The organism is Pseudomonas sp. OTU5201 (assembly GCF_038440135.1).
Taxonomy (GTDB): domain Bacteria; phylum Pseudomonadota; class Gammaproteobacteria; order Pseudomonadales; family Pseudomonadaceae; genus Metapseudomonas; species Metapseudomonas resinovorans.
On record NZ_JASATC010000022.1, the window covers coordinates 51829 to 71090 of the forward strand.

Annotated in this window: 19 protein-coding genes; 6 read left to right on the forward strand and 13 right to left on the reverse strand. The window is 62.3% G+C overall.

Annotated elements, in window-relative coordinates; genetic code table 11:
- Positions 1-121: 121 nt before the first annotated feature.
- Together AAHM40_RS15235 and AAHM40_RS15240 are read right to left on the reverse strand one after the other, a co-directional pair.
- Positions 122-2833: a helix-turn-helix transcriptional regulator gene (locus AAHM40_RS15235; protein WP_342245398.1), complete on the reverse strand. Its 2712-nt coding sequence runs from the start codon at positions 2831-2833 to the stop codon at positions 122-124.
- On the reverse strand, positions 2830-5544 hold the full coding sequence (locus AAHM40_RS15240; protein WP_342245399.1) for a LuxR C-terminal-related transcriptional regulator: 2715 nt from the start codon (positions 5542-5544) through the stop codon (positions 2830-2832). The genes AAHM40_RS15235 and AAHM40_RS15240 overlap by 4 nt, the downstream gene beginning before the upstream one ends.
- A gap of 164 nt (positions 5545-5708) precedes the next feature.
- Between AAHM40_RS15240 and pabB the strand changes: the two genes are divergently transcribed.
- The gene (gene pabB / locus AAHM40_RS15245) at positions 5709-7061 is read left to right on the forward strand and encodes an aminodeoxychorismate synthase component I (protein ID WP_342245400.1); all 1353 of its coding nucleotides are present in this window, start codon (positions 5709-5711) and stop codon (positions 7059-7061) included.
- A 114-nt stretch (positions 7062-7175) separates the two neighbouring features.
- Here pabB and thrH read toward each other — a convergent pair whose 3' ends face one another.
- A complete protein-coding gene (thrH, locus tag AAHM40_RS15250) occupies positions 7176-7793 on the reverse strand; it encodes a bifunctional phosphoserine phosphatase/homoserine phosphotransferase ThrH (protein WP_342245401.1) in 618 nt (205 codons plus the stop codon).
- Between the two features lie 194 nt (positions 7794-7987).
- Between thrH and AAHM40_RS15255 the strand changes: the two genes are divergently transcribed.
- Positions 7988-8722: a phosphoadenylyl-sulfate reductase gene (locus tag AAHM40_RS15255; RefSeq protein WP_028627324.1), complete on the forward strand. Its 735-nt coding sequence runs from the start codon at positions 7988-7990 to the stop codon at positions 8720-8722.
- A 4-nt stretch (positions 8723-8726) separates the two neighbouring features.
- Positions 8727-9080 carry a hypothetical protein gene (locus AAHM40_RS15260; RefSeq protein WP_342245402.1) on the forward strand — a complete coding sequence of 118 codons (354 nt, stop codon included), beginning with the start codon at positions 8727-8729 and terminating at the stop codon, positions 9078-9080.
- 105 nt (positions 9081-9185) lie between these two features.
- On the opposite strand, the gene cysB is transcribed toward AAHM40_RS15260, so the two are convergent.
- From cysB to AAHM40_RS15285, 5 genes are all read right to left on the reverse strand, one after another.
- Entirely contained in the window at positions 9186-10160 is a 975-nt protein-coding gene (gene cysB / locus AAHM40_RS15265) for an HTH-type transcriptional regulator CysB (protein ID WP_342245403.1), read from the reverse strand.
- Positions 10161-10279: 119 nt separating this feature from the next.
- Positions 10280-10780 carry a universal stress protein gene (locus AAHM40_RS15270; protein WP_274800787.1) on the reverse strand — a complete coding sequence of 167 codons (501 nt, stop codon included), beginning with the start codon at positions 10778-10780 and terminating at the stop codon, positions 10280-10282.
- A gap of 44 nt (positions 10781-10824) precedes the next feature.
- Positions 10825-11730: a 5'-nucleotidase gene (locus tag AAHM40_RS15275; protein WP_028627320.1), complete on the reverse strand. Its 906-nt coding sequence runs from the start codon at positions 11728-11730 to the stop codon at positions 10825-10827.
- Between the two features lie 13 nt (positions 11731-11743).
- Entirely contained in the window at positions 11744-12697 is a 954-nt protein-coding gene (locus tag AAHM40_RS15280) for a putative 2-dehydropantoate 2-reductase (protein ID WP_342245404.1), read from the reverse strand.
- Positions 12698-13084: a thioredoxin family protein gene (locus AAHM40_RS15285; protein ID WP_342245405.1), complete on the reverse strand. Its 387-nt coding sequence runs from the start codon at positions 13082-13084 to the stop codon at positions 12698-12700. It abuts the gene before it with no gap.
- On the opposite strand from AAHM40_RS15285, the gene AAHM40_RS15290 reads away from it, so the two are divergent.
- Both AAHM40_RS15290 and AAHM40_RS15295 read left to right on the forward strand, forming a co-directional pair.
- Complete coding sequence (locus AAHM40_RS15290; RefSeq protein ID WP_342245406.1) at positions 13083-13493, forward strand: PilZ domain-containing protein; 411 nt, start codon at positions 13083-13085, stop codon at positions 13491-13493. The two genes, AAHM40_RS15285 and AAHM40_RS15290, sit on opposite strands and share 2 nt — an antisense overlap.
- Before the next feature lie 168 nt (positions 13494-13661).
- Entirely contained in the window at positions 13662-14735 is a 1074-nt protein-coding gene (locus AAHM40_RS15295) for a 3-deoxy-7-phosphoheptulonate synthase (RefSeq protein ID WP_280285488.1), read from the forward strand.
- A gap of 59 nt (positions 14736-14794) precedes the next feature.
- Here AAHM40_RS15295 and AAHM40_RS15300 read toward each other — a convergent pair whose 3' ends face one another.
- Positions 14795-15079 (reverse strand): GNAT family N-acetyltransferase, encoded by a 285-nt coding sequence (locus AAHM40_RS15300; RefSeq protein WP_028627315.1) that lies wholly within the window; start codon positions 15077-15079, stop codon positions 14795-14797.
- 19 nt (positions 15080-15098) lie between these two features.
- Positions 15099-16373, reverse strand: a complete 1275-nt coding sequence (locus AAHM40_RS15305; protein ID WP_342245407.1) for a hypothetical protein — start codon at positions 16371-16373, stop codon at positions 15099-15101.
- Positions 16374-16828: 455 nt separating this feature from the next.
- On the opposite strand from AAHM40_RS15305, the gene oprI reads away from it, so the two are divergent.
- On the forward strand, positions 16829-17080 hold the full coding sequence (gene oprI, locus AAHM40_RS15310; protein ID WP_003448337.1) for an outer membrane lipoprotei OprI: 252 nt from the start codon (positions 16829-16831) through the stop codon (positions 17078-17080).
- 199 nt (positions 17081-17279) lie between these two features.
- Here the strand turns inward: oprI and AAHM40_RS15315 are convergent, their stop codons facing one another.
- The 3 genes from AAHM40_RS15315 to AAHM40_RS15325 all read right to left on the reverse strand — a co-directional run bounded on the left by AAHM40_RS15315 (position 17280) and on the right by AAHM40_RS15325 (position 19259).
- A complete protein-coding gene (locus AAHM40_RS15315) occupies positions 17280-18242 on the reverse strand; it encodes a L,D-transpeptidase family protein (RefSeq protein ID WP_342245408.1) in 963 nt (320 codons plus the stop codon).
- 82 nt (positions 18243-18324) lie between these two features.
- Entirely contained in the window at positions 18325-18597 is a 273-nt protein-coding gene (locus tag AAHM40_RS15320; protein ID WP_342245409.1) for a hypothetical protein, read from the reverse strand.
- A gap of 56 nt (positions 18598-18653) precedes the next feature.
- The gene (locus AAHM40_RS15325; protein WP_342245410.1) at positions 18654-19259 is read right to left on the reverse strand and encodes an arylesterase; all 606 of its coding nucleotides are present in this window, start codon (positions 19257-19259) and stop codon (positions 18654-18656) included.
- Positions 19260-19262 lie beyond the last annotated feature (3 nt).

Here is a 19262-nt window from a genome sequence, read left to right on the forward strand (position 1 = left end):
CCTAGGCGCGTCCAGCGAGGATTCGTGAAGCACCGTGCTTCTCGACCTGGGAACAAAACTACTGAGCCCCTCCCCCGCTGCCAGCCCATCCAAGGGATGGAGGGGCGGCGGGGCTCCCACCTCAGGCCTCGCTCAGAAGGCCCAGACTCTTACCCTTCAACACGGCCTGGGTACGGCTGCGAACTCCCAACTTGGCGAACAGGTTGTGCAGATGCCATTTGATTGTGGCCTCTGACAGGTGCACCGCCTGGGCGATGTCGCGGTTGGAAAGACCGGCCGCGACATAGCGCAGGATCTCCCGCTCGCGATGGCTAACATCTTGATTTTCATCGAAAGTTTCCGGGTCGACGGAGAGCCGGCGGCATTGCTCGCGCAAGCTCTCGGCCACGCCCTGCCAGGCGCCGGCGCGCTTGGGCTCGGCAGCGCGCCAGGCATCCCAGAGCGGCAGCAGCCAGAGCGCGTCATCCTGGAACAGCCGGCGGTAGCCGCGGTTCCAGGCGTCTTCCAGGGTGTTCTGGAACAGGGAGAAGGCTTTTTCGCTGTTACCTTTGCGCCAATACGCCACAGAAAGTAACAGCGACAGCCGCAGGCGCCGGTCGCGCTGGTGCTCGTCCTGTTGCCGCGCCAGGCAGTTCTCCAGGCTGGCCTGGGCCCGCTCGGGACGACGCTCGGTCAGGGCCAGGCGCGCTTCAGTCAGGGCCAGAACCGTATGGGCGTCGGAGTAGCGCGCCAGGGGCAACACCGCCAGGTGCTGCTGCAATTGCAGGCAGATGCGCTCGGCTTCGTTGGGCCGCCGCAGCCAGAGCAGGAACTGAACCTTGCAGGCCATGCCGTGGGCGAAGACCCGTTCGTAGCCTGCCCCCTGCAGTCCAGTCAGCCATTCGTCGAGCTGGACCAGGGCCTGCTCCGCCTCACCGGCGAAGAAGCGTGCCCGCGCCATCACCAACTGGCCACGGCTGATCAACTCCACCGGTGTCGCCACGTCGCGCCAGGTGGTGGCGAGCGGCAGCTCGGCAAGTATCGCCGCCTGGCGGTCCTGTTCATATAGCAGGTCGGCATAGGCCAGGGCCAACGGCCCACCCACCCGGCTGCGCCGGCCGAACACCCGCTCCACGCGTGACCGCGCGGTTTCGGCGATGGCGCGGCCGCGCTCCAGTTCGCCGCTTTCCTTGCAGATCAGCGCCTCGATCAGGCTGGTCATAACGTGCAGGTATTCGCTGTCCACCAGCTTCAGATTGTCGCGGGCAACGGCGATGGCCTTGGCGGCCTCACCGAACTCCCCCATCAGCGCATAGGCCGCCGCCTGCACGCAGGCCAGGCTGGCGCGGAACACCGGCTGGTTGTCCGGCACCATGGCGAGCCACTGGCGGGCAACCTTGAGGCAGGCCTCCAGCTTGTCCTGGTAGAGCATGACCAGGGCCTTGAGCACCTGGGACGCCGCCAGCAATTCGCCAAGGCCGAAGTGAATGACCTTGCCACGGCCTTGAAGCAGGCGCGTGCTGACTTCCTCGATCAGCGCCTCGGACTCGGCGAAGCGCTGCTCGAAGGCCAGTTGCCAGGCGTAGAAGATCTGGAACACCGGATGCTCGCGGATGACTTCGGCGGGCACGCCCTTGAGCATGGAGAGAATGCCGTAGACCCGGTTGCCGGCGATCAGTCGCGCGCCCTGGCGCTCCAGCAATTCAGCGGCGAAAGCGAAGTCGCGACCGCGCAACGCGTACTTGATGGAGCGATCCGGCAGGTCGTGCCCTTCGCACCACCGGGCCGCGGCGTGTAGCAGGGTCGCCGGGTCCGTCTGACGCGCCAGCCGCCCCTGAAGGAATTCGGCGAACAGATGATGGTAACGAAACCACTCGCCCTGCTCGTCCAGGGGGATGATGAAGAGCTGCTCGCGCTGCAGCCGCATCAGCATATCGAGGCCATCGCGGCGGCCCGTCAGGGCGTTGCAGAGATCAGCGCAGAACTCATCCAGCACAGAGGTCTGATCGAGGAACTGCTGCAAGGGTTGAGGCAGGCTGTCGAGCACATCCTCGGTCAGGTAGTCGGCGATATTGCGCTCGGTGCCGCTCAGGCTGGCAAGGAACGCTGCGCGATCCGGATGTCGGGCGAGCGCCAGGCTGGCCAGGTGCAGCGCGGTGATCCAGCCCTCGGTGCGGGTGTGGAGCAGGCGCACTTCAGCGCTCGACAACGGCAGCTGGCGCACTTCGCGGAAGTAGGCTTCCGTCTCTTCGAAGGTCAGGCGCAGGTCTTCCGCCTTGAGCAACAGGGACTCCGCCTCGCTGAACAACAGGCGCGGCGTAAAGCGGGTACTGCTGACCAGGTGGACATTGGCCGGCAGGTTCTCGATCAGGTAGCGGGCGCCCTGGTCCAGGGCAACATGGCGGATGCGATGAAAGTCATCGAGCATCAGGTAGAGGTCGACGTCGATGCGTTTGAGATCGCTGACGAAGGCGTCAATCACCGCTTCGATAGGCCAGCTCACATCACCCTGCAGCAGTCCGTCGGTGTTGCCGCCAAAGCCGGGCAAGGCCGCATCCACCGCCGCAACCAGGTACTGCAGCAGACGCTGGGGTTCGCTGTCGGCCTCATCGCAGGACAGCCAGGCGACGTGCGCGCCGTCGGCCTGCAGGTGCTGGCGGAACAGGCTGAGCACGGTGCTCTTGCCGAAGCCGGCCGGGGCGCTGAGCACCAGCACGCGACGACTGCGCGCCGCATGCAGGCGCTCGATCAGGGCACGACGTTGCAGCACTGGGCGGCCGCCGGCATCGGCCGGAAACAGCTTGGTGCGCAGCAAGGGGATCTGGTGCGGACGTGACAGGCAGAGGTCGGTCATGATTCGAGCAGTCCCAGCTCGCGGGCGCGCCGGATCGCCTGGGTCCGGTTACGCACCTTGAGCTTTTCGTAGATGTTGTGCAGGTGCCATTTGACGGTCCCCAGCGCCAGGGCCAACTGCTGACCGATCTCTTCGTTGGACATGCCCTTGGCGGCCAGGCAGACCACCTCGCGCTCGCGGTCGGTGAGCCCCTCTTCGAGCACATCCAGGGACTTGCGAGCGTCGTTACCGGGCCAGGACGCCAGGAGGTCGCGGATGAAGCCTTGCAGCGCGGGCTGACGCTCTGCCGACTCCAACTGCTGCAGCAGTTGGCGAATGGCCTCGCCCTCTTCGATGAACAGGCTGCGCACGCCTTCACGCTCGGCACTCAGCAGGCATTGCACCAGCAGGCTCTGGGAGCGTTCCTGGTAGCCCAGGCGCTGGTAGCTGAGGGCGGCCAGCAGGTCCAGGCGCAGGCGCTGCAAGCCATGCCAATTGGGCTGGAGCTTGCCGCGCATCTGGGTGATTTCGTGCAGGGCTTCGCTGAAGTGGCCGCGAGCCTGCTGCAGACGTACACGAATCAACCCCTGCACCCAGAGCGCCGAGTTGGCACCATGCTGGCTGCCACCCGCGGCAAGCTTGTTCCAGTCCACGCCCTTGAAGCGTTGTTCGGCACGCTTGATACGGTCGGTACCCGGCTCCTGCAGCATCAACGAGATTTCGTCGGCCACCGCCCGCGCATAAAAACGCCAGGACTGGTTGCGGGCGGCGAGGTTCTGCATGAGCACCAGAGTGGCCTGAGCCTCCTTGGGCTTGTCCTGCATGCGCTGGATGCGCGCCAGGAAGAGCATGCCCTGGGCGTAGATGTCGATCGGGCGAATGACGTCGATATGCGTCAGTGCGGCGCCGAGGCGTTCCTCCAGACCGTCAATACGCCCCTGCTGGTAGGCGATCAGGGATTCGACGATGACCGGCAGGGCCATGGCCCGGGACTTCTCGCCCAGATGCGGCACGACCTGGGCGCGCATCTGATCGAAGAGCATCTGCGCCTGCTTCACCTGGCCCTGCTCCAGGGCGAGAAGGATTTCAACGTTGGCCAGTTGCATGTCCAGGTAGCGGCCTTCGAGAAAGTGATTGCGCTGCTGCGCGAGGGCCAGCAGACGACGCGCCTGTTCCGGCTGGGCGAGGATCACCAGGGCCATGGCGCCGATCACCAGGATGGCCACTTCGAGGAAGGCCTGGTTGCGCCCGAGCTGGGCCTCGACCCGGCGGGCGATGGTCACGCAGAGCTCGAGGTCATCCTTCTGCAAGGCGAGAGCGGCCTTCACGGCCAAGGTCGCCAGGTACTTGTCACTGAGCTGGGTTTCGGCGCGGGCGCCGCCCCAGCGAGCCAGCAACTCGTCGAGCATCTGGTTGGCTTCCGGCAGAGCCATTTCGGTGGCGCGATTCCAGACGTCCGCCAGCACCAGGGTCGGATAACGCTCGGCGATTTCGTCCGGCACCTTCTGCCGCCAGCGGTAGATCTTGTTCAGTTGACCCCGGTTGATCAGCTCCAGGCCGCACCCATCCACCAGGGCCGCGAGCATTTCCGGATCTTCGGCCAGGCTGGCGTGCTCGATGGCGAGGTTCTGCATGTGGTGGTTGGTGAACCAGAGGCTGGCATTGAAATGCAGCTGCTTCAGGCGCTCGGGGTCACGGGCCTTGAGACGGCTACGCAGGAAGTCGGCGAACAGGTGGTGGAAGCGGTACCACTGGCGCTCGCGGTCCAGCGGCAGGAGGAACAGTTGCATGGTCTCCAGCCGTTCCAGCAGGGCCTGACCATCGTGGCGGCCAGTCAGGGCGTTGGCGAGGTCGCCACTGAGCTGGCTGGCGACCCCCAAGGCCAGCAAGGCGTCCTGCAGCTCGACGGGCAGATGTTCGAATACGCTGGCCAGCAAGTATTGACCGACGGTGGCCTGGTCACTGCCCAGGCGCTCCATCTGCTCGGCCGCCTGGGGCTGGTGGCGGAGCCAGAGGCTCGCCAGCTGGACACCTATCGCCCACCCTTCGGTATGGCTGTGCAGCGCCGCCAGTAGGGCATCATCCAGGTGCAACCCGGAACGGGCCAGGTAGTCGCGGGTTTCGTCCGCGGACAAGCGCAGCTCGTCGAGGCCGATCTCCAGCAGCCAGCCCTTGGCCCGCAAGGTAGCCAGGTTGAGCGGTGGCAAGGAGCGACTGCCCACGGCCAGCGTGAAGCTCGCAGGAGCCAGACGCACGAGACGGCCGAGGGCGGAGAAGAGTTCAGGGTCTTTCAGCAGGTGCAAATCATCCAGCACCAGCAGGAGCGGCCCGGTGTGCCGGGCAAGATCGACCAGCAGGCTTTCCAGCACGGCGTTGACCGGTACCTGCATGGTGTTCTGCAGGTAGCCCCGGGCGTAGTCCCCGATGCCAGGAACGGCTTCGCCGAGGGTCTTGATCAGTTGTTGGAAGAAGCGTGCGGGGTCATCGTCTTCGGCCTCCAGGGAAAACCAGGCCACGGCGCTGCCCGCGATTCGGCGCTGTTCGGCAAGGGCCGCAAGCGCGGTGGTCTTGCCGAACCCGGCGGGCGCCGAGAACAGCATGAGGCGAGCGTGGGGATGAGCGGCCAATGCCGCCTGGACCTGGGGTCTGGGAAGATAATCGGCGGATGCCTGGGGTGTGACGAGCTTGGAGCGCTGGCGGCTACCGGCTGCGGGGTTGAGAACTGCGTCCACTGCCTGAATCCCTGTATCGTTATCATTGTGGAACGGGCGTACATGCCCGTGGGATTGGTACATAAGTATCAGAATGCTTTTCCTACGTAAACGTCGGAAAAGGCTCTAGGATCGACACTAGAGGCAGACTAGAATCCGCTCCTGCACTTAGCCTGCGTCGCCCTATGCCCGACTGCCAATTACACGTTCTTCCCTATCACGAATCTCCGTGCGAACGCTTCGCCCTGGTCCGTCAGGCGCCTGGTGCCGTGCTGCTGGACGCTGGCCGTCCAGTCGCCGAGCGTGGACGCTATGACCTATTCAGCGCTTGGCCATTGGCAGCATTTGCAGCGGCACCGGGCGAATCGGCCAACGACTTCGCCCAGCGCTTGCGAAGGGCTCTAGACGGCCTGGGCGAGGCCAGCCTGCCAGCGGGGATCGACTTACCGTTCGTCGGCGGGCTGGTCGGCTACCTGGCCTATGACTTCGGCCGCCGCGTGGAGCAACTGCCGGACCAGGCCATCGACGACCTCCAGTTGCCGGACGCCCAGCTCGGCCTCTACGGCTGGGCACTGATCAGTGACCACCAACTGCGCACCAGCCAACTGGTGTTCCATCCGAGCCTGGCAGAAGCCGAGCGCGCGCGACTGGTCGCCCTGTTCAGCGAGCCTTGCAAGGCGCCTTCTGACCCCTTCCGCCTGCGCGCGCCGTTTCGCGCCAACCTGGAGGAAGGTCAGTACCGCAACGCCATCGAACGGGTGCAGGCCTACATCCAGGCTGGCGACTGCTATCAGGTGAATTTCACCCAACGCTTCCAGGCTCCCTGCGAAGGCGACCCCTGGACGGCTTACCAGGCCCTGCGTGCCGCCTGCCCTACCCCCTTCGCCGGCTACCAGGCGCTGAACGATGGCGGGGCGATCCTCAGCCTGTCGCCGGAGCGCTTCATCAAGGTCAGCCAAGGCCAGGTGGAAACCCGCCCGATCAAGGGCACCCGGCCGCGCGGCCGTACGCCGGAAGAAGACCGCGCCCAGGCAGCGGAACTGCTGGCCAGCCGCAAGGACCGCGCCGAGAACCTGATGATCGTCGACCTGCTGCGCAACGACCTGGGGCGCAGCTGCGCCATCGGCTCGGTGCGAGTGCCAGAGCTGTTCGCCCTGGAGAGCTATCCCAACGTGCATCACCTGGTCAGCGCCATTACAGGCCGCCTGGCAGCCGGCAAGGATGCGCTGGACCTGATCACCGGCAGCTTCCCCGGCGGCTCCATCACCGGCGCACCGAAGATCCGCGCCATGCAGATCATCGACGAGCTGGAGCCCACCCGCCGCTCGATCTACTGCGGCTCCCTGCTTTATCTGGATGTGCGCGGAGAGCTGGACAGTTCCATCGCCATCCGTACCGTGCTGGTGAAGAACGGCCAAGCCAGTTGCTGGGGCGGTGGTGGCATCGTTGCCGACTCCGACTGGCAGGAGGAGTACCGGGAATCCATCACCAAGGTGAAGGTGCTGATGCAGACGCTGGAGGGGATGAGCGAAACCTGATCCCTGGTGTGGATGCTCTTTGTAGGGGCGAATTCATTCGCCCCTACAGGTTTATCCGACAATCCCCGGAGAAACGAAAAAGCCCGCTTTCGCGGGCTTTTTCATGGGCGGGATTCAGCGGCTCAACTGGCGGCTGGAGGCCTTGATGAACTCACGCTTGAGGTCTTCGTAGGTGTGCACCGCCGGGAACTGCGGAAATTCGCGGATCACGTTTTCCGGGGCATGGAACAGGATGCCGGCATGGGCTTCGCTGAGCATGGTGGTGTCGTTGTACGAGTCGCCGGCGGCGATCACACGGTAGTAGAGGCTCTTGAAGGCGAGCACGGACTGGCGCTTGGGGTCTTTCTGGCGCAGTTGGTAGTCCACTACGCGGTCGGTCTCATCGGTGATCAGGCGGTGGCAGAGCAGCGTCGGGAAGCCCAGTTGGCGCATCAGCGGCTGGGAGAACTCGTAGAAGGTGTCGGAAAGAATGACCACCTGGAAGCGCTCGCGTAGCCAGTCGACGAACTCCACGGCGCCTTCCAGCGGCTTCAGGGTAGCGATCACTTCCTGGATGTCGGAGAGCTTGAGGCCATGCTCGTCAAGGATGCGCAGGCGCTGCTTCATCAGCACGTCGTAGTCCGGAATGTCCCGGGTGGTCGCCTTGAGCGCTTCGATTCCGGTTTTTTCCGCGAAGGCAATCCAGATTTCCGGAACCAGTACACCTTCAAGGTCGAGACAGGCGATTTCCACGAGCAGTTTCCCCGCATGGCATTTTTGATTGGAGGCGGCACTCTAGCGACTCACCCGATACCGTGCAATGCAACGCTTATAGCCAAATAAGGCAGTGGTGCTTCCTCATGGTTATTTAGGGGCATAACTCCCCTTTGCTAAGATGCGCGCCATAGAGCGCGCCTAGCGCCATCCCTTAAAAGGAAGCCTGCCTGATGAGCCAACCTTTCGACGTCGCCGAACTCGCAACGGCCTACGCCACAAAGTCCCCCCAGGACATCCTCAAGCTTGCCTTCGAGCACTTCGGCGACGAGTTGTGGATCTCCTTCAGCGGCGCCGAGGACGTCGTGCTGGTGGACATGGCCTGGAAACTGAACAAGAACGTCAAGGTATTCAGTCTGGATACCGGTCGCCTGCACCCGGAGACCTACCGCTTCATCGAACAGGTGCGTGAACACTACGGCATCGCGATCGAAGTGCTGTCGCCGGACCCGCGACTGCTGGAGCCCTTCGTCAAGGAAAAGGGGCTGTTCAGCTTCTTCAAGGACGGCCATGGCGAATGCTGCGGCATCCGCAAGATCGAGCCGCTCAAGCGCAAACTTTCTACCGTCAAGGCCTGGGCCACCGGCCAGCGCCGCGACCAGAGCCCGGGCACCCGTTCCCAGGTGGCAGCACTGGAACTGGACAGCGCCTTCTCCACGCCGGACAAGCCGCTGTACAAGTTCAACCCGCTGGCACAAATGACCAGCGAAGAAGTCTGGGCCTATATCCGCATGCTGGAGATTCCCTACAACCCGCTGCACGAACGCGGCTTCATCAGCATCGGTTGCGAGCCCTGCACCCGCCCGGTGCTGCCGAACCAGCACGAGCGAGAAGGCCGCTGGTGGTGGGAAGAAGCCACCCAGAAGGAATGCGGGCTGCACGCCGGCAACCTCATCAGCAAGGCCTGACACGATGCGCATCACCCTGGTGAAGAAGGTCCTGGCCGACGGCCAGGACTGCCGCAAATGCCGGGATGTGATGGAGCGCCTGGAGCGCAGTGGCCACCTGGGGCGGATCGACCGCATTCTGGTGGCCGACGAGCGCAACCCGGCCAGCGCCGGCTGGATGGCAGCGCAACACTACGCCGTGGAAACAGCCCCCTTCTTCGTGGTGCGTGATGATGATGGCCAGGAGCAGGTCTACACCGTGTTCCTGGCCTTTCTCCGCGATGTGCTGCAACCGCCCTCGCCCACCCCTGAATCCAGTGAGCTGGAAGTCGAACGCCTCAAGGACCTGGCCAACCGCAAGGGCCTGGATCACCTTTAAGCGTCTCGCAGGTTGTGGCTGAGCGCCGCGAAGCCCACTCGCAACGACCTTGCCCCAATAAAAGAAGAGCCCGGCGTGTGCCGGGCTTCATTCTTGCTGAGCCGCTTAGTAAGTCGGCAGCTCCACGTCGTGAAAGAGTTCGTCCAGTTCGGCCTTGTTGTGGCACTGCACTGCTCTGGCCAGGACGTCGCGGGTCAGGTGCGGAGCGAACTTTTCGATGAAGTCGCACATGAAGCCGCGCAGGAAGGTGCCACGACGGAAACCGATCTTGGTCACGCTGGCTTCGAACAGTTCACCGGCATCGAGCACCACCAGATCGCTATCGAGCTTGGCGTCAACCGCCATCTTGGCCACGATGCCCACGCCAAGCCCCAGCCGCACGTAGGTCTTGATCACGTCGGCGTCAGCGGCAGTGAACACCACTTTGGGAGTCAGGCCGCGGTGGCTGAACGCCTCGTCCAGCTTGGAGCGACCGGTAAAGCCGAATACGTAGGTCACGATGGGGTGTTCGGCCAGGGCTTCGAGAGTCAGCTTGGGCAGTTTTGCCAGCGGGTGGCCCTGGGGAACGATGACGCAGCGATTCCAGCGGTAGCACGGCATCATCACTAGGTCACCGAAGAGCTCCAGGGCTTCGGTGGCGATGGCGAAATCGACGGTGCCGTCGGCAGCCATCTCGGCGATCTGCATCGGAGTGCCCTGATGCATATGCAGCGCGACATCCGGATACTGCTTGATGAAGCTACCGATCACCGGCGGCAATGCATAGCGCGCCTGGGTATGGGTGGTGGCAATGGAGAGGGTGCCCTTTTTCTCGTTGGAGAATTCCTGGGCAATCTGCTTGATGCTCTCGACCTTGCGCAGGATCTCACCAGCCGTGGTGATGATGCGCTCCCCGGCAGGCGTTACACGGGTGAGGTGCTTGCCGCTACGGGCAAATACCTCGACACCCAGCTCGTCTTCCAGCAGGCGGATCTGCTTGCTGATGCCCGGCTGCGAGGTATAGAGACTTTGTGCAGTGGCGGACACGTTCAGGTCGTGGTGCGCCACTTCCCAGATGTAGCGCAGTTGCTGGAGCTTCATAGGCATTCCTCAAAGCGGATACGCCGCAGGATGTCGGCGGCGTTTATAACCATATTAATGGTTTGCTGAATAAAACTAGACGCTTTTTTCTGCTTTGCACAACGTGCGACCAGCGGCGATCAGAAGTCGTTACGTCCGCGATGCTGGAGCATGGGAACCAGGTAAACCGGCACTTCGGACAACTGCACCAGGCGCGCGGCGGTTCGGCCCAGCGGTGTTTCCAGTGACGTACCGTGGCTGTGGCTCCCCACCACAAGCAGATCCACCGAGAGTTTCTGCACTTCTTCGAGGATGACCAGCGGCGGATCACCCTGGACCACCCGCACGGCACGAATCATGTCCAGGTCCTGCACGGCCTCGCCCATTTCGTCGCGAAACCCCTCCAGCACCCGCTGCTCGATGCTCGACATGACGGTGCCCAGCCCCTTGGCCCGCAGCTCCTTCAGCGTGTCGTCATCGAGATAGGTCTGCAGCACCGACTCGGCAAACAGCCCAAGAGGTTCGACCGCGTGCACCACATAGAGTTGGGCATTGAAGGCCCTGGCAAGGGATAAGGCGTGTTGCAGCACATAGGGAGCATAGAGACCGAGGTCCGTGGCATAGAGAATGGAGCGAATCATGAGGCCTCCTCCCGCCCTACATGGCCGGCCTCACCAGAGCTTAGTCAGAACTGTGGCTCGTTGCTCACACCATGGGGCACATGCCCGGTAGCCACCACATCGCGTGCTTTTTCGCAGTGCCCGGCCTGATCGTCGAAGAACACATCCGCGCCGAAGGTCTCGAGGATCGCTGCCTTTTCCAACCCGCCCAGGAAGAAGGATTCGTCCAGACGGATGTCCCACTCACGCAGAGTGCGAATAACTCGCTCGTGCGCCGGCGCGGAACGTGCGGTTACCAGCGCCGTACGGATCGGGCAGGCGTCCGGCGGGAACTCTTGCTGCAGCCGGTTCAGCGCCGAGAGAAAGGGCTTGAAGGGACCGCCATCCAGCGGCTCGCGCGCGGAGTCCCGTTCGTGGGCCTGGAAGGCCTCGAGACCGCCAGTCTGGTAGATACGCTCGGAATGGTCGGAGAAAACCACTGCATCGCCGTCGAAGGCGATGCGCAGTTCATTGCTGGCGGCACGACGCGGACCGCCCGAGAGAATGGTGGCAGCGGCGTACCCGCTTTGCAGGGCGCCCCGCACGTCTTCGGCATGGGTCGACAGGAACAGGTGGCAACCGAAGGCACGCAGATAAGGCTCCGGGCTGCGACCGCCGACGAAGGCAGCGCGGGAGATACCCAGACCGTAGTGCTGGATGGAGTTGAAAGCTCGCAGGCCGGTATCGGCACTGTTGCGCGACACCAGAATGACCTCCACCCGCTGCTGACCCAGTTGCTCGTTCAGGGCGAGCAGCTTCTCCACTAACGGGTAGGCATCGCCGGGGGCCAGCACCTCCTCCTCGTGGTCGATCTGGTACTGGCGGTAGGCTTCAATGCCTTCCGCCTCGTAGACCCGATGACTCTCGTCCAGGTCGAACAGCGCCCGCGACGAAATTGCCAGCACCAGCTTGTCACCCAGCCCTTTGCCCATGAAGGTCCGCCTCTCAGCCTTGGTTGCGCGCATCGATGAAGCGTAGCGCCTGGTAGAGCGCGCGAACGCGCGGCATCTCGAATCCCGCAGCGGCGGCTGCGGCAAGCGGGGCTTCATAGATAGCGCCGAGTTCCAGCGGGCGCTTCTGCACGAAGTCGTGGTACATGCTCGGCAGATAGTCGGGCATGCGGTCGGTGGAGGCCAGCAGCTTGGAGGCGAAATTGTCCGGGATGCGATGGCCGACTGCAGTAGCGCCGTCCACCACTTCCTGCATGATCGCCTGGATCAGCTCTCGGCTGTCGGCATTGCCCATGAGCGCAGTGGTACCGGCATTCAGCAGTACCGACAGGCCGTTGTAGGGCACGTTCCAGACCAACTTCTGCCAGCGCGCCTGTTCAAGGTTGCCCACGGCGGCCGAATCGATGCCGGCCGCCTTGAACAATGCCGAGCCCTCCTCCGTCAGAGCCAGGCGTTCCGCCTCGTCACAAGCCGGCCCCGAGTGGTAGCCGAGATTCACCGCGCCCAGGGACTGGTGCTCGATCACCCCTGGCGCCGAGCGGTGCACGCAGATATAGCAGAGACCACCAAGCAGGTGCAGGGAATCGGGCAGCAGCGGACGCAGTTCGTCTTCCACTGCCAGCCCGTTCTGCAGCAGCACGACCTTGGCGCCCGGCGCCGCAGCCTGGGCGATAACCGGCGCCAATGCAGCATTGCTGGTGGTCTTGGCTCCGACCAACAGCCAGTCGCACGGTGGCATTTCGGCTGCATCACGGTAGGCCTGGACCGGGAACAGTGCCTGGGCACCATGCACCGCGCTGTTCAGTTGCAGGCCGCGAGCCGCCACGGCGTCGTACTCGCTGCGCAGCAGGAAATGCACGTCCGCGCCGGCGCGGGCCAGCATCACGCCATAAAAGCCGCCGATTGCACCGGTACCGATGATGCCGATGCGCGGTTTGCTTGAATTCATCTAGGGAAGCTCCTCTGCCGGCCAGGCCAATGCCAGGCCAAGGGCATGAATCAGATCTTCGCGCCGCAGGCTGGAGTGCAGCGCGCCATGGAATTGGCCATTTCGGACCACGAACAACGCAGGCAGGTGGAATACCTCATAACGCTGGACCAGCCCACCATTATTGCCGGCATCTATCCAGCACAATCGGTCCACCGGCAAGGCCGCACCCGGCAGATTCTGGCGGGCCCAACGGCAACTGGCACATCCCGGACTCGTAAAAATCACCAGGGAAGTGCCAGACAAGTCGAGCAAACGGTGATCGGCATCGAGGTCGGTCAGCTCCAGCTCGGGCACTATAGTGTCTGGTGCGATGCCGCTTTCGAGGCTTCGGGGGTTCGCGATCATGCGTCAATTCCTGCGTCACCCGACGGAGATGCCCGTCGAGCTGGTTCCGCGCAAAGGCAGGCACATACCCCTGCAGCGGCTGCACGATATCAGCCTGGGTGGGGTGGCATGCAACTCCACCCGTGCGTTTCGGCGCGGCACCGCGATAGAACTCCGCATCCCGTTGCTGGGCGATCAGGCCCGCTTTTCCGGGACAGTGGCCTGGTGCCGCAAACTGGTCGAGGACTACATGATCGGCATCGCCTTCACCGATGAGGAGAACATGTTCCGCGTGCGAATGATGGAGCAGATCTGCCTGATCGAGCAGTACCGCAAGCAGCGCGAGAAATCCGTTGGCCACGCCTTGGCACCAGAGGCCGTGGCAAAGGAATGGATCGCCCTGCACGCTGCGGACTTCGCCCCCGTCTGAAATCGTGCAAATTCCACGTCCGGCGCGTGCATTCGCCATTGTCGAGGCTGCGTGGAAAGCGTTAAGGTTCCGGTCCCCGCCGCGTTTTTACTGCTGTGCTCTCCGCCATACGGGGATCGCTGGCGGCCTGCACCCGTGACCTGACGACCCTGAACGATGAAAAGCACGATGGCTGATTTACAGATCGACGACCTTAACGTTGCCTCCAACGAGACCCTGATCACGCCGGAGCAGTTGAAGCGCGAAATTCCCCTGACCGATGAAGCACTGGACACCGTCGCCAATGGCCGCCAGGTGGTCCGCAACATCCTCGATGGCAAGGACCATCGCCTGTTCGTAGTCGTGGGCCCCTGCTCCATCCACGACATCAAGGCTGCCCATGAGTATGCCGATCGCCTCAAGGTCCTGGCCGCCGAGGTGTCAGACACCCTCTTCCTGGTCATGCGCGTGTACTTCGAAAAGCCACGCACCACCGTCGGCTGGAAAGGCCTGATCAACGATCCATACCTGGACGACTCCTTCAAGATCCAGGATGGCCTGCACATCGGCCGCCAATTGCTGCGTGACCTGGCCGAAAAAGGCCTGCCCACCGCCACGGAAGCCCTGGACCCGATCTCCCCGCAGTACCTGCAGGATCTGATCAGTTGGTCGGCCATCGGCGCCCGCACCACCGAATCCCAGACCCACCGCGAAATGGCTTCCGGCCTGTCTTCCGCCGTCGGCTTCAAGAACGGCACCGACGGCAGCCTGACCGTGGCGATCAACGCCCTGCAGTCTGTTTCCAGCCCGCACCGCTTCCTGGGTATCAATCAGGAAGGCGGCGTTTCCATCGTCACCACCAAGGGCAATGCCTATGGCCACGTGGTCCTGCGCGGCGGCAACGGCAAGCCGAACTACGACTCGGTCAGCGTTGCCATCTGCGAGCAGGAGCTGACCAAGGCCGGCATCCGTCCGAACGTGATGGTTGACTGCAGCCACGCCAACTCCAACAAGGACCCGGCCCTGCAGCCCCTGGTCATGGACAACGTCGCCAACCAGATTCTGGAAGGCAACAATTCCATTGTCGGCCTGATGGTGGAAAGCCACCTCGGCTGGGGCAGCCAGTCGATTCCGAAAGACCTCGACCAACTGAAGTACGGCGTTTCCATCACCGACGCCTGCATCGACTGGGACACCACCGAGAAAGCCCTGCGCAGCATGCACGCCAAGCTCAAGGATGTGCTGCCCAAGCGCCAGCGCTGATCGACAGCTGGAAGCGAAAACGCCGGGCAAATGCCCGGCGTTTTTCATTGCACGCTTATTCAGCCGTTCTGGTGGGACTGACGTTGACGACGCTCGATATAGCGCTCGACATAGGAGCAGGATGGGATCACGGTGTAACCATGATCCTCGGCAAATTCCAGGGCTGATTCAGTCAGCGCCGCGGCTATCCCGCGACCACGCAGGACGTTTGGCACGAATGTGCGATAGATGTCCAACGTCTGTTTACCCAAGTCCATATAGGCCAGGTATGCACGATGACCGTCCACGGTGGTCTCGAACTGATGACCTGCCTGGTCATGGTGGATGGACAATGCCTCGCTCATCACTACTCCTCTGAGGGGTCTAAAACCTGACCCGTACCTTATCTATCTTTTCCAGCCGAAGGAACATCTCAGCCGTGCCGGAACCGAACTGCACACTGAGATACGCCTTCCCGTTCTCCACCTTGTGTAATACACCCTGGTAATAGGCGCCATCGAAGGTGATGAACTGCAGCCGCTTACCGGCATATCCCGACAGGTCGGCAACATTGACGAACTCATACTGCTGCACGGCACGTTCGTCGTCTTCGCTCTCCACTTCTGCCGTGATCTTCTCCAGCGCCGTGTGCTCGTTTCGCGCTGCCGCCGGATCGACCCAGACGAATTCGACCGGCTGCACCAGCTCCTGGTTCACCAGAACGGCCGGACGCAACATGGTCACCACATCCTTGGCATCGAAGAACTGCAGCCCATCCCAGGCCATGCCGTCGCTCGGCGTCAGCTCCACGCGCAGCGACTGCGGGTCCTTCAGGTAGCGACCGTAGGCATCCAGCATCGACTGTCCCAGGGCCACGCGCTGGCTGCGCAGCACGGCGTCGAACTGCTGTATTGCCATGTTCAGGTACACATCCTCGGACTGGCCGAGCTTGCCGGCGCAGAACTGCTGGACCTTGCGCTGGTACTGGTTGTCGTTCAGTTCAAATATCACGCTGGAGAGATGCGGCGGATTGACCCTGAGGTCGCCCGGCTTCTCCGACATGTTAGACAAGGACAGACTGAGGCGCACTTCACCCATGTCGCGGGTATCGGACGTCAGATTGAGGCTCAGTTTCTGTGCACCTGGCTGGAATAGGTAGGAGAACTCCGCATCCGTTTCCAGGGTGCGATAGCCCATCTCCAGCAGCTCGTTGGTACCGATATTGCGCACCTCGCCGCAAGCCACTTCGCTCATAGCCGTGAACACGCTGCGCTCTGCCGGGGTGTTGTAAAGCTGCTGCATGAACGGGCCGTGCACTTCCAGTGCGATGCCCTTCAAGCTAACCGCCATCTGCTCCGGAAACTTGCCCTCCGCCAGGCGCTCCTTGAAGCTGAGAAGTTCGCTGAGACTCTTGAACTTCAGCTCAGCCCGCTGCACCTGCAGGCTGTCCCCGATGGCCGGAACACGAAGTTGAAGATTTTCCAGGCCAACCCGACCATCAAAGGAGGAAGTTATGCCGCCGTAGGTGATATCCATTACCGGCGACAACTTGCTGATGGCGTCATCCATGATCGATCTGACCGACCACCAGAGCGACAACTTGATGATCAGACCCACGGCCAGAACCGAGAGCAATCCCCACTTGAAAATCTTCGACATAGTGACGTCCTTGAAGTCTGCGCTTCGCTATGGATATCGGAAGCCAGGAGAGCTTATCAGCCACCCGAAGGCACTACCACGGCCGCTCTTTGTATAGATGAAGATAATTCCCGGTTCTCTGAAAAAGTTCCCTTTTTCAAAGCAAATTTCACCCTCGAACCACATCCCTACCCCGGGTCGAGGTAACGCTTGTCAGAAGATGAGCAAGAACCTGCCCGAGTCGCTGGCTTGGGCCTACACTTGGAATTTCGACTGATCAAAGAACAATCAAGCTGCCTGTTTTTTGATCAGCGACCTCGCTGTTTGCTCGTGAACTAGCCGGCAAGCTGAAAAAAATGTGCCTGCCTTGCGCAAGGTGAGTTTACTTACTACAAGTTATGGGTAGTATGTACGCCGGCTAATTTCCCAAGCTCGGGGAATTGCTTTATGGAAATGTCCACCTTAAGGGGAACACGATGAACAACGTTCTGAAATTCTCTGCTCTGGCTCTGGCCGCAGTTCTGGCCACCGGTTGCAGCAGCGTATCCAAAGAAACTGAAGCCCGTCTGACTGCTACTGAAGATGCAGCTGCTCGCGCTCAAGCCCGTGCTGACGAAGCCTACCGCAAGGCTGACGAAGCTCTGGCCGCCGCTCAGAAAGCCCAGCAGACCGCTGACGAGGCTAACGAACGCGCCCTGCGTATGCTGGAAAAAGCCAGCCGCAAGTAATAGCCTTTCAGGCTATGAAGCCGATCCAGTTCGCTGGATCGGCTTTTTTATCGCCTTCACTTTTTCACCCCCCGTTTACCGGCTTAACCGGTCACCTCGCTCCACCCAAGAACCTGACTCATGCACATCACCAACTGGCGGGCAAAAGAAAAGCCCGCTGGCGCATCGCTCAGCGGGCTTACTTCAAGGGCGAGTTCCCTTACAGCTCAGTATTCAGCGTGCTGGCCGCCAACGCCGAATTGGGTTCAGCAATTTCCACCGGCAGGCCGTCTTCAGCCGCAACCACTTCACGCACCACGTCCCAGTCCAGGCGAATGGTGTTGACCAATTCCTCACGCTTGAGCAGTGCATTGATCACGGCGGTGTGCTTGTCCACCACTGACGGGTCGCCGTGATCATCCAGCGGTGCGTGGGCTTCCAGATAGACCTTGCCGCCACTGACGCCGAACTTGTAGGGCTCGTTGATGATGCGCACCGGCGTGCCTACTGGCGCCATGGCCGCCAAGGCCAGGACGTTGTTGTTCAGCATGCGGAAGCAACCGTGGCTAACGCGCATACCAATACCGAACTTCTTGTTCGAACCATGAATCAGGTAACCCGGCACGCCCAACTTGAACTTGAACGGACCCAGGGGATTATCCGGTCCTGGAGGCACCACGGCAGGCAACGGGTCGCCGTCCGCCGCATGCTCTTCCCGGATGGACTTGGGCGGATACCAGGCCGGGTTGGAAGTCTTGGCAGTAATGGTGGTGTGCGCGATGGGTGAACCCCAGCCTTCACGACCAATGCCAAGCGGATAGGTATGAACGACGTTCTGCCCTTTCGGGAAGTAGTACATCCGGTACTCGGCGAGGTTGATCACAATACCTTCGCGCGGCCCCGCCGGAAGAATGTAGCGGGTCGGCAATATGATCTCGGTGCCCGCGCCAGGCAGCCAGGGATCGACGCCGGGGTTGGCGGCGACCATTTCCAGGTAGCCCAAGTCATTGGCAACGCCGATATCGGCGAATGTGTCTTCGTACTTGGCCTTGATCACCTGAACCTGGCCGACGATGTCTTCGCCGGGCGGCGGCAGGGGCAACTCAAGGGCTGCAACAGGGCCAGCCACCAGCAGGGACGCTAATGACAGGGAGCGGGCGACGGCTGTAAAGCGCGGCAACATCCGGGAATCCTTGACAAATTGACTGATTAAAAAACTCGGAATTCTACACCGGCACGAGCCGCACCGGGAGCCCTCAGGCTTCCTACCAGACCGAGTGCTGCCCCTGACGCTGAGCCTCGAGGGTAGAACGGCAGTTGGAGCAAAGGCGCTGGTCTCGCAACAATTGCAGTTCCAGTGTACTCCAGCGTGGCCGAGCGGGCAGCAGGCCACCGCAGAGAGTCCGATCGGCGAAACCACCCAGTTCGAGCTGGCGTGCCACCAGATGCAGACGCACTTCGCGACAGGCGAACAGGTCGAGTTGCTCGTCAGGCTCTATTACTTTGTAGCCAAACAGGGACCAGACGGGGCGCGGCATGGAGGACTCCAGGGAGGGTGCGCAACATTAGCCGAAAGCGAGCCGCGGGAAAAGCGTCAGAGCATGGGTTCCAGGGTCGGCCACAGGTTGTCCAGCAACCGCGACTGCGCCTGCGCCCGCGGGTGAATCCCATCGGATTGCATCATTTCCGGCACACCGCCCACCCCCTCTAGGAAGAAAGGTACCAGCGGCACCTGTTTCTCCGCGGCCAGCGTGCTGTAGACATTCGCGAAAGCCGTGATGTAGCGAGCCCCATAGTTCGGCGGCAAGCGCATACCGAGCAGCAGCACCGAGGCGCCCTGCTCCTTGGAGCTGTCGATCATGCTGGCAAGATTCTGTTGCAATTGCGCCGGCGGCTGGCCACGCAACCCATCGTTGCCACCAAGCTCGATTATCACCAGTTCAGGCTTGTGCTCAGCGAGGAGCGCCGGAAGCCTGGACAGCCCGCCAGCACTGGTGTCGCCGCTGATCGAGGCGTTCACCACTCGCTGCTTGTAACCCTTCTCGGCAAGGCGTTTCTCCAGCAAAGACACCCAACCTTGACTGGATTCCAGCCCGAAAGCGGCGCTGATACTATCGCCGACGACCAGCACGGTCCCCGCCATGGCCTCCTGCGCCAACAGAAACAGGGACAGGCAGCCGCCCAACAACCAGGCACGCATTGG

What these genes read in the sequence shown, in the direction of transcription:
- AAHM40_RS15235 (WP_342245398.1), bottom strand. Translation starts at nt 2,833, where the DNA reads ATGACCGACCTCTGCCTGTCACGTCCGCACCAGATCCCCTTGCTGCGC.
- pabB (WP_342245400.1), top strand. Translation starts at nt 5,709, where the DNA reads ATGCCCGACTGCCAATTACACGTTCTTCCCTATCACGAATCTCCGTGC.
- AAHM40_RS15255 (WP_028627324.1), top strand. Translation starts at nt 7,988, where the DNA reads ATGAGCCAACCTTTCGACGTCGCCGAACTCGCAACGGCCTACGCCACA.
- AAHM40_RS15260 (WP_342245402.1), top strand. Translation starts at nt 8,727, where the DNA reads ATGCGCATCACCCTGGTGAAGAAGGTCCTGGCCGACGGCCAGGACTGC.
- cysB (WP_342245403.1), bottom strand. Translation starts at nt 10,160, where the DNA reads ATGAAGCTCCAGCAACTGCGCTACATCTGGGAAGTGGCGCACCACGAC.
- AAHM40_RS15270 (WP_274800787.1), bottom strand. Translation starts at nt 10,780, where the DNA reads ATGATTCGCTCCATTCTCTATGCCACGGACCTCGGTCTCTATGCTCCC.
- AAHM40_RS15275 (WP_028627320.1), bottom strand. Translation starts at nt 11,730, where the DNA reads ATGGGCAAAGGGCTGGGTGACAAGCTGGTGCTGGCAATTTCGTCGCGG.
- AAHM40_RS15280 (WP_342245404.1), bottom strand. Translation starts at nt 12,697, where the DNA reads ATGAATTCAAGCAAACCGCGCATCGGCATCATCGGTACCGGTGCAATC.
- AAHM40_RS15290 (WP_342245406.1), top strand. Translation starts at nt 13,083, where the DNA reads ATGCGTCAATTCCTGCGTCACCCGACGGAGATGCCCGTCGAGCTGGTT.
- AAHM40_RS15285 (WP_342245405.1), bottom strand. Translation starts at nt 13,084, where the DNA reads ATGATCGCGAACCCCCGAAGCCTCGAAAGCGGCATCGCACCAGACACT.
- AAHM40_RS15295 (WP_280285488.1), top strand. Translation starts at nt 13,662, where the DNA reads ATGGCTGATTTACAGATCGACGACCTTAACGTTGCCTCCAACGAGACC.
- AAHM40_RS15300 (WP_028627315.1), bottom strand. Translation starts at nt 15,079, where the DNA reads ATGAGCGAGGCATTGTCCATCCACCATGACCAGGCAGGTCATCAGTTC.
- AAHM40_RS15305 (WP_342245407.1), bottom strand. Translation starts at nt 16,373, where the DNA reads ATGTCGAAGATTTTCAAGTGGGGATTGCTCTCGGTTCTGGCCGTGGGT.
- oprI (WP_003448337.1), top strand. Translation starts at nt 16,829, where the DNA reads ATGAACAACGTTCTGAAATTCTCTGCTCTGGCTCTGGCCGCAGTTCTG.
- AAHM40_RS15315 (WP_342245408.1), bottom strand. Translation starts at nt 18,242, where the DNA reads ATGTTGCCGCGCTTTACAGCCGTCGCCCGCTCCCTGTCATTAGCGTCC.
- AAHM40_RS15320 (WP_342245409.1), bottom strand. Translation starts at nt 18,597, where the DNA reads ATGCCGCGCCCCGTCTGGTCCCTGTTTGGCTACAAAGTAATAGAGCCT.
- AAHM40_RS15325 (WP_342245410.1), bottom strand. Translation starts at nt 19,259, where the DNA reads ATGCGTGCCTGGTTGTTGGGCGGCTGCCTGTCCCTGTTTCTGTTGGCG.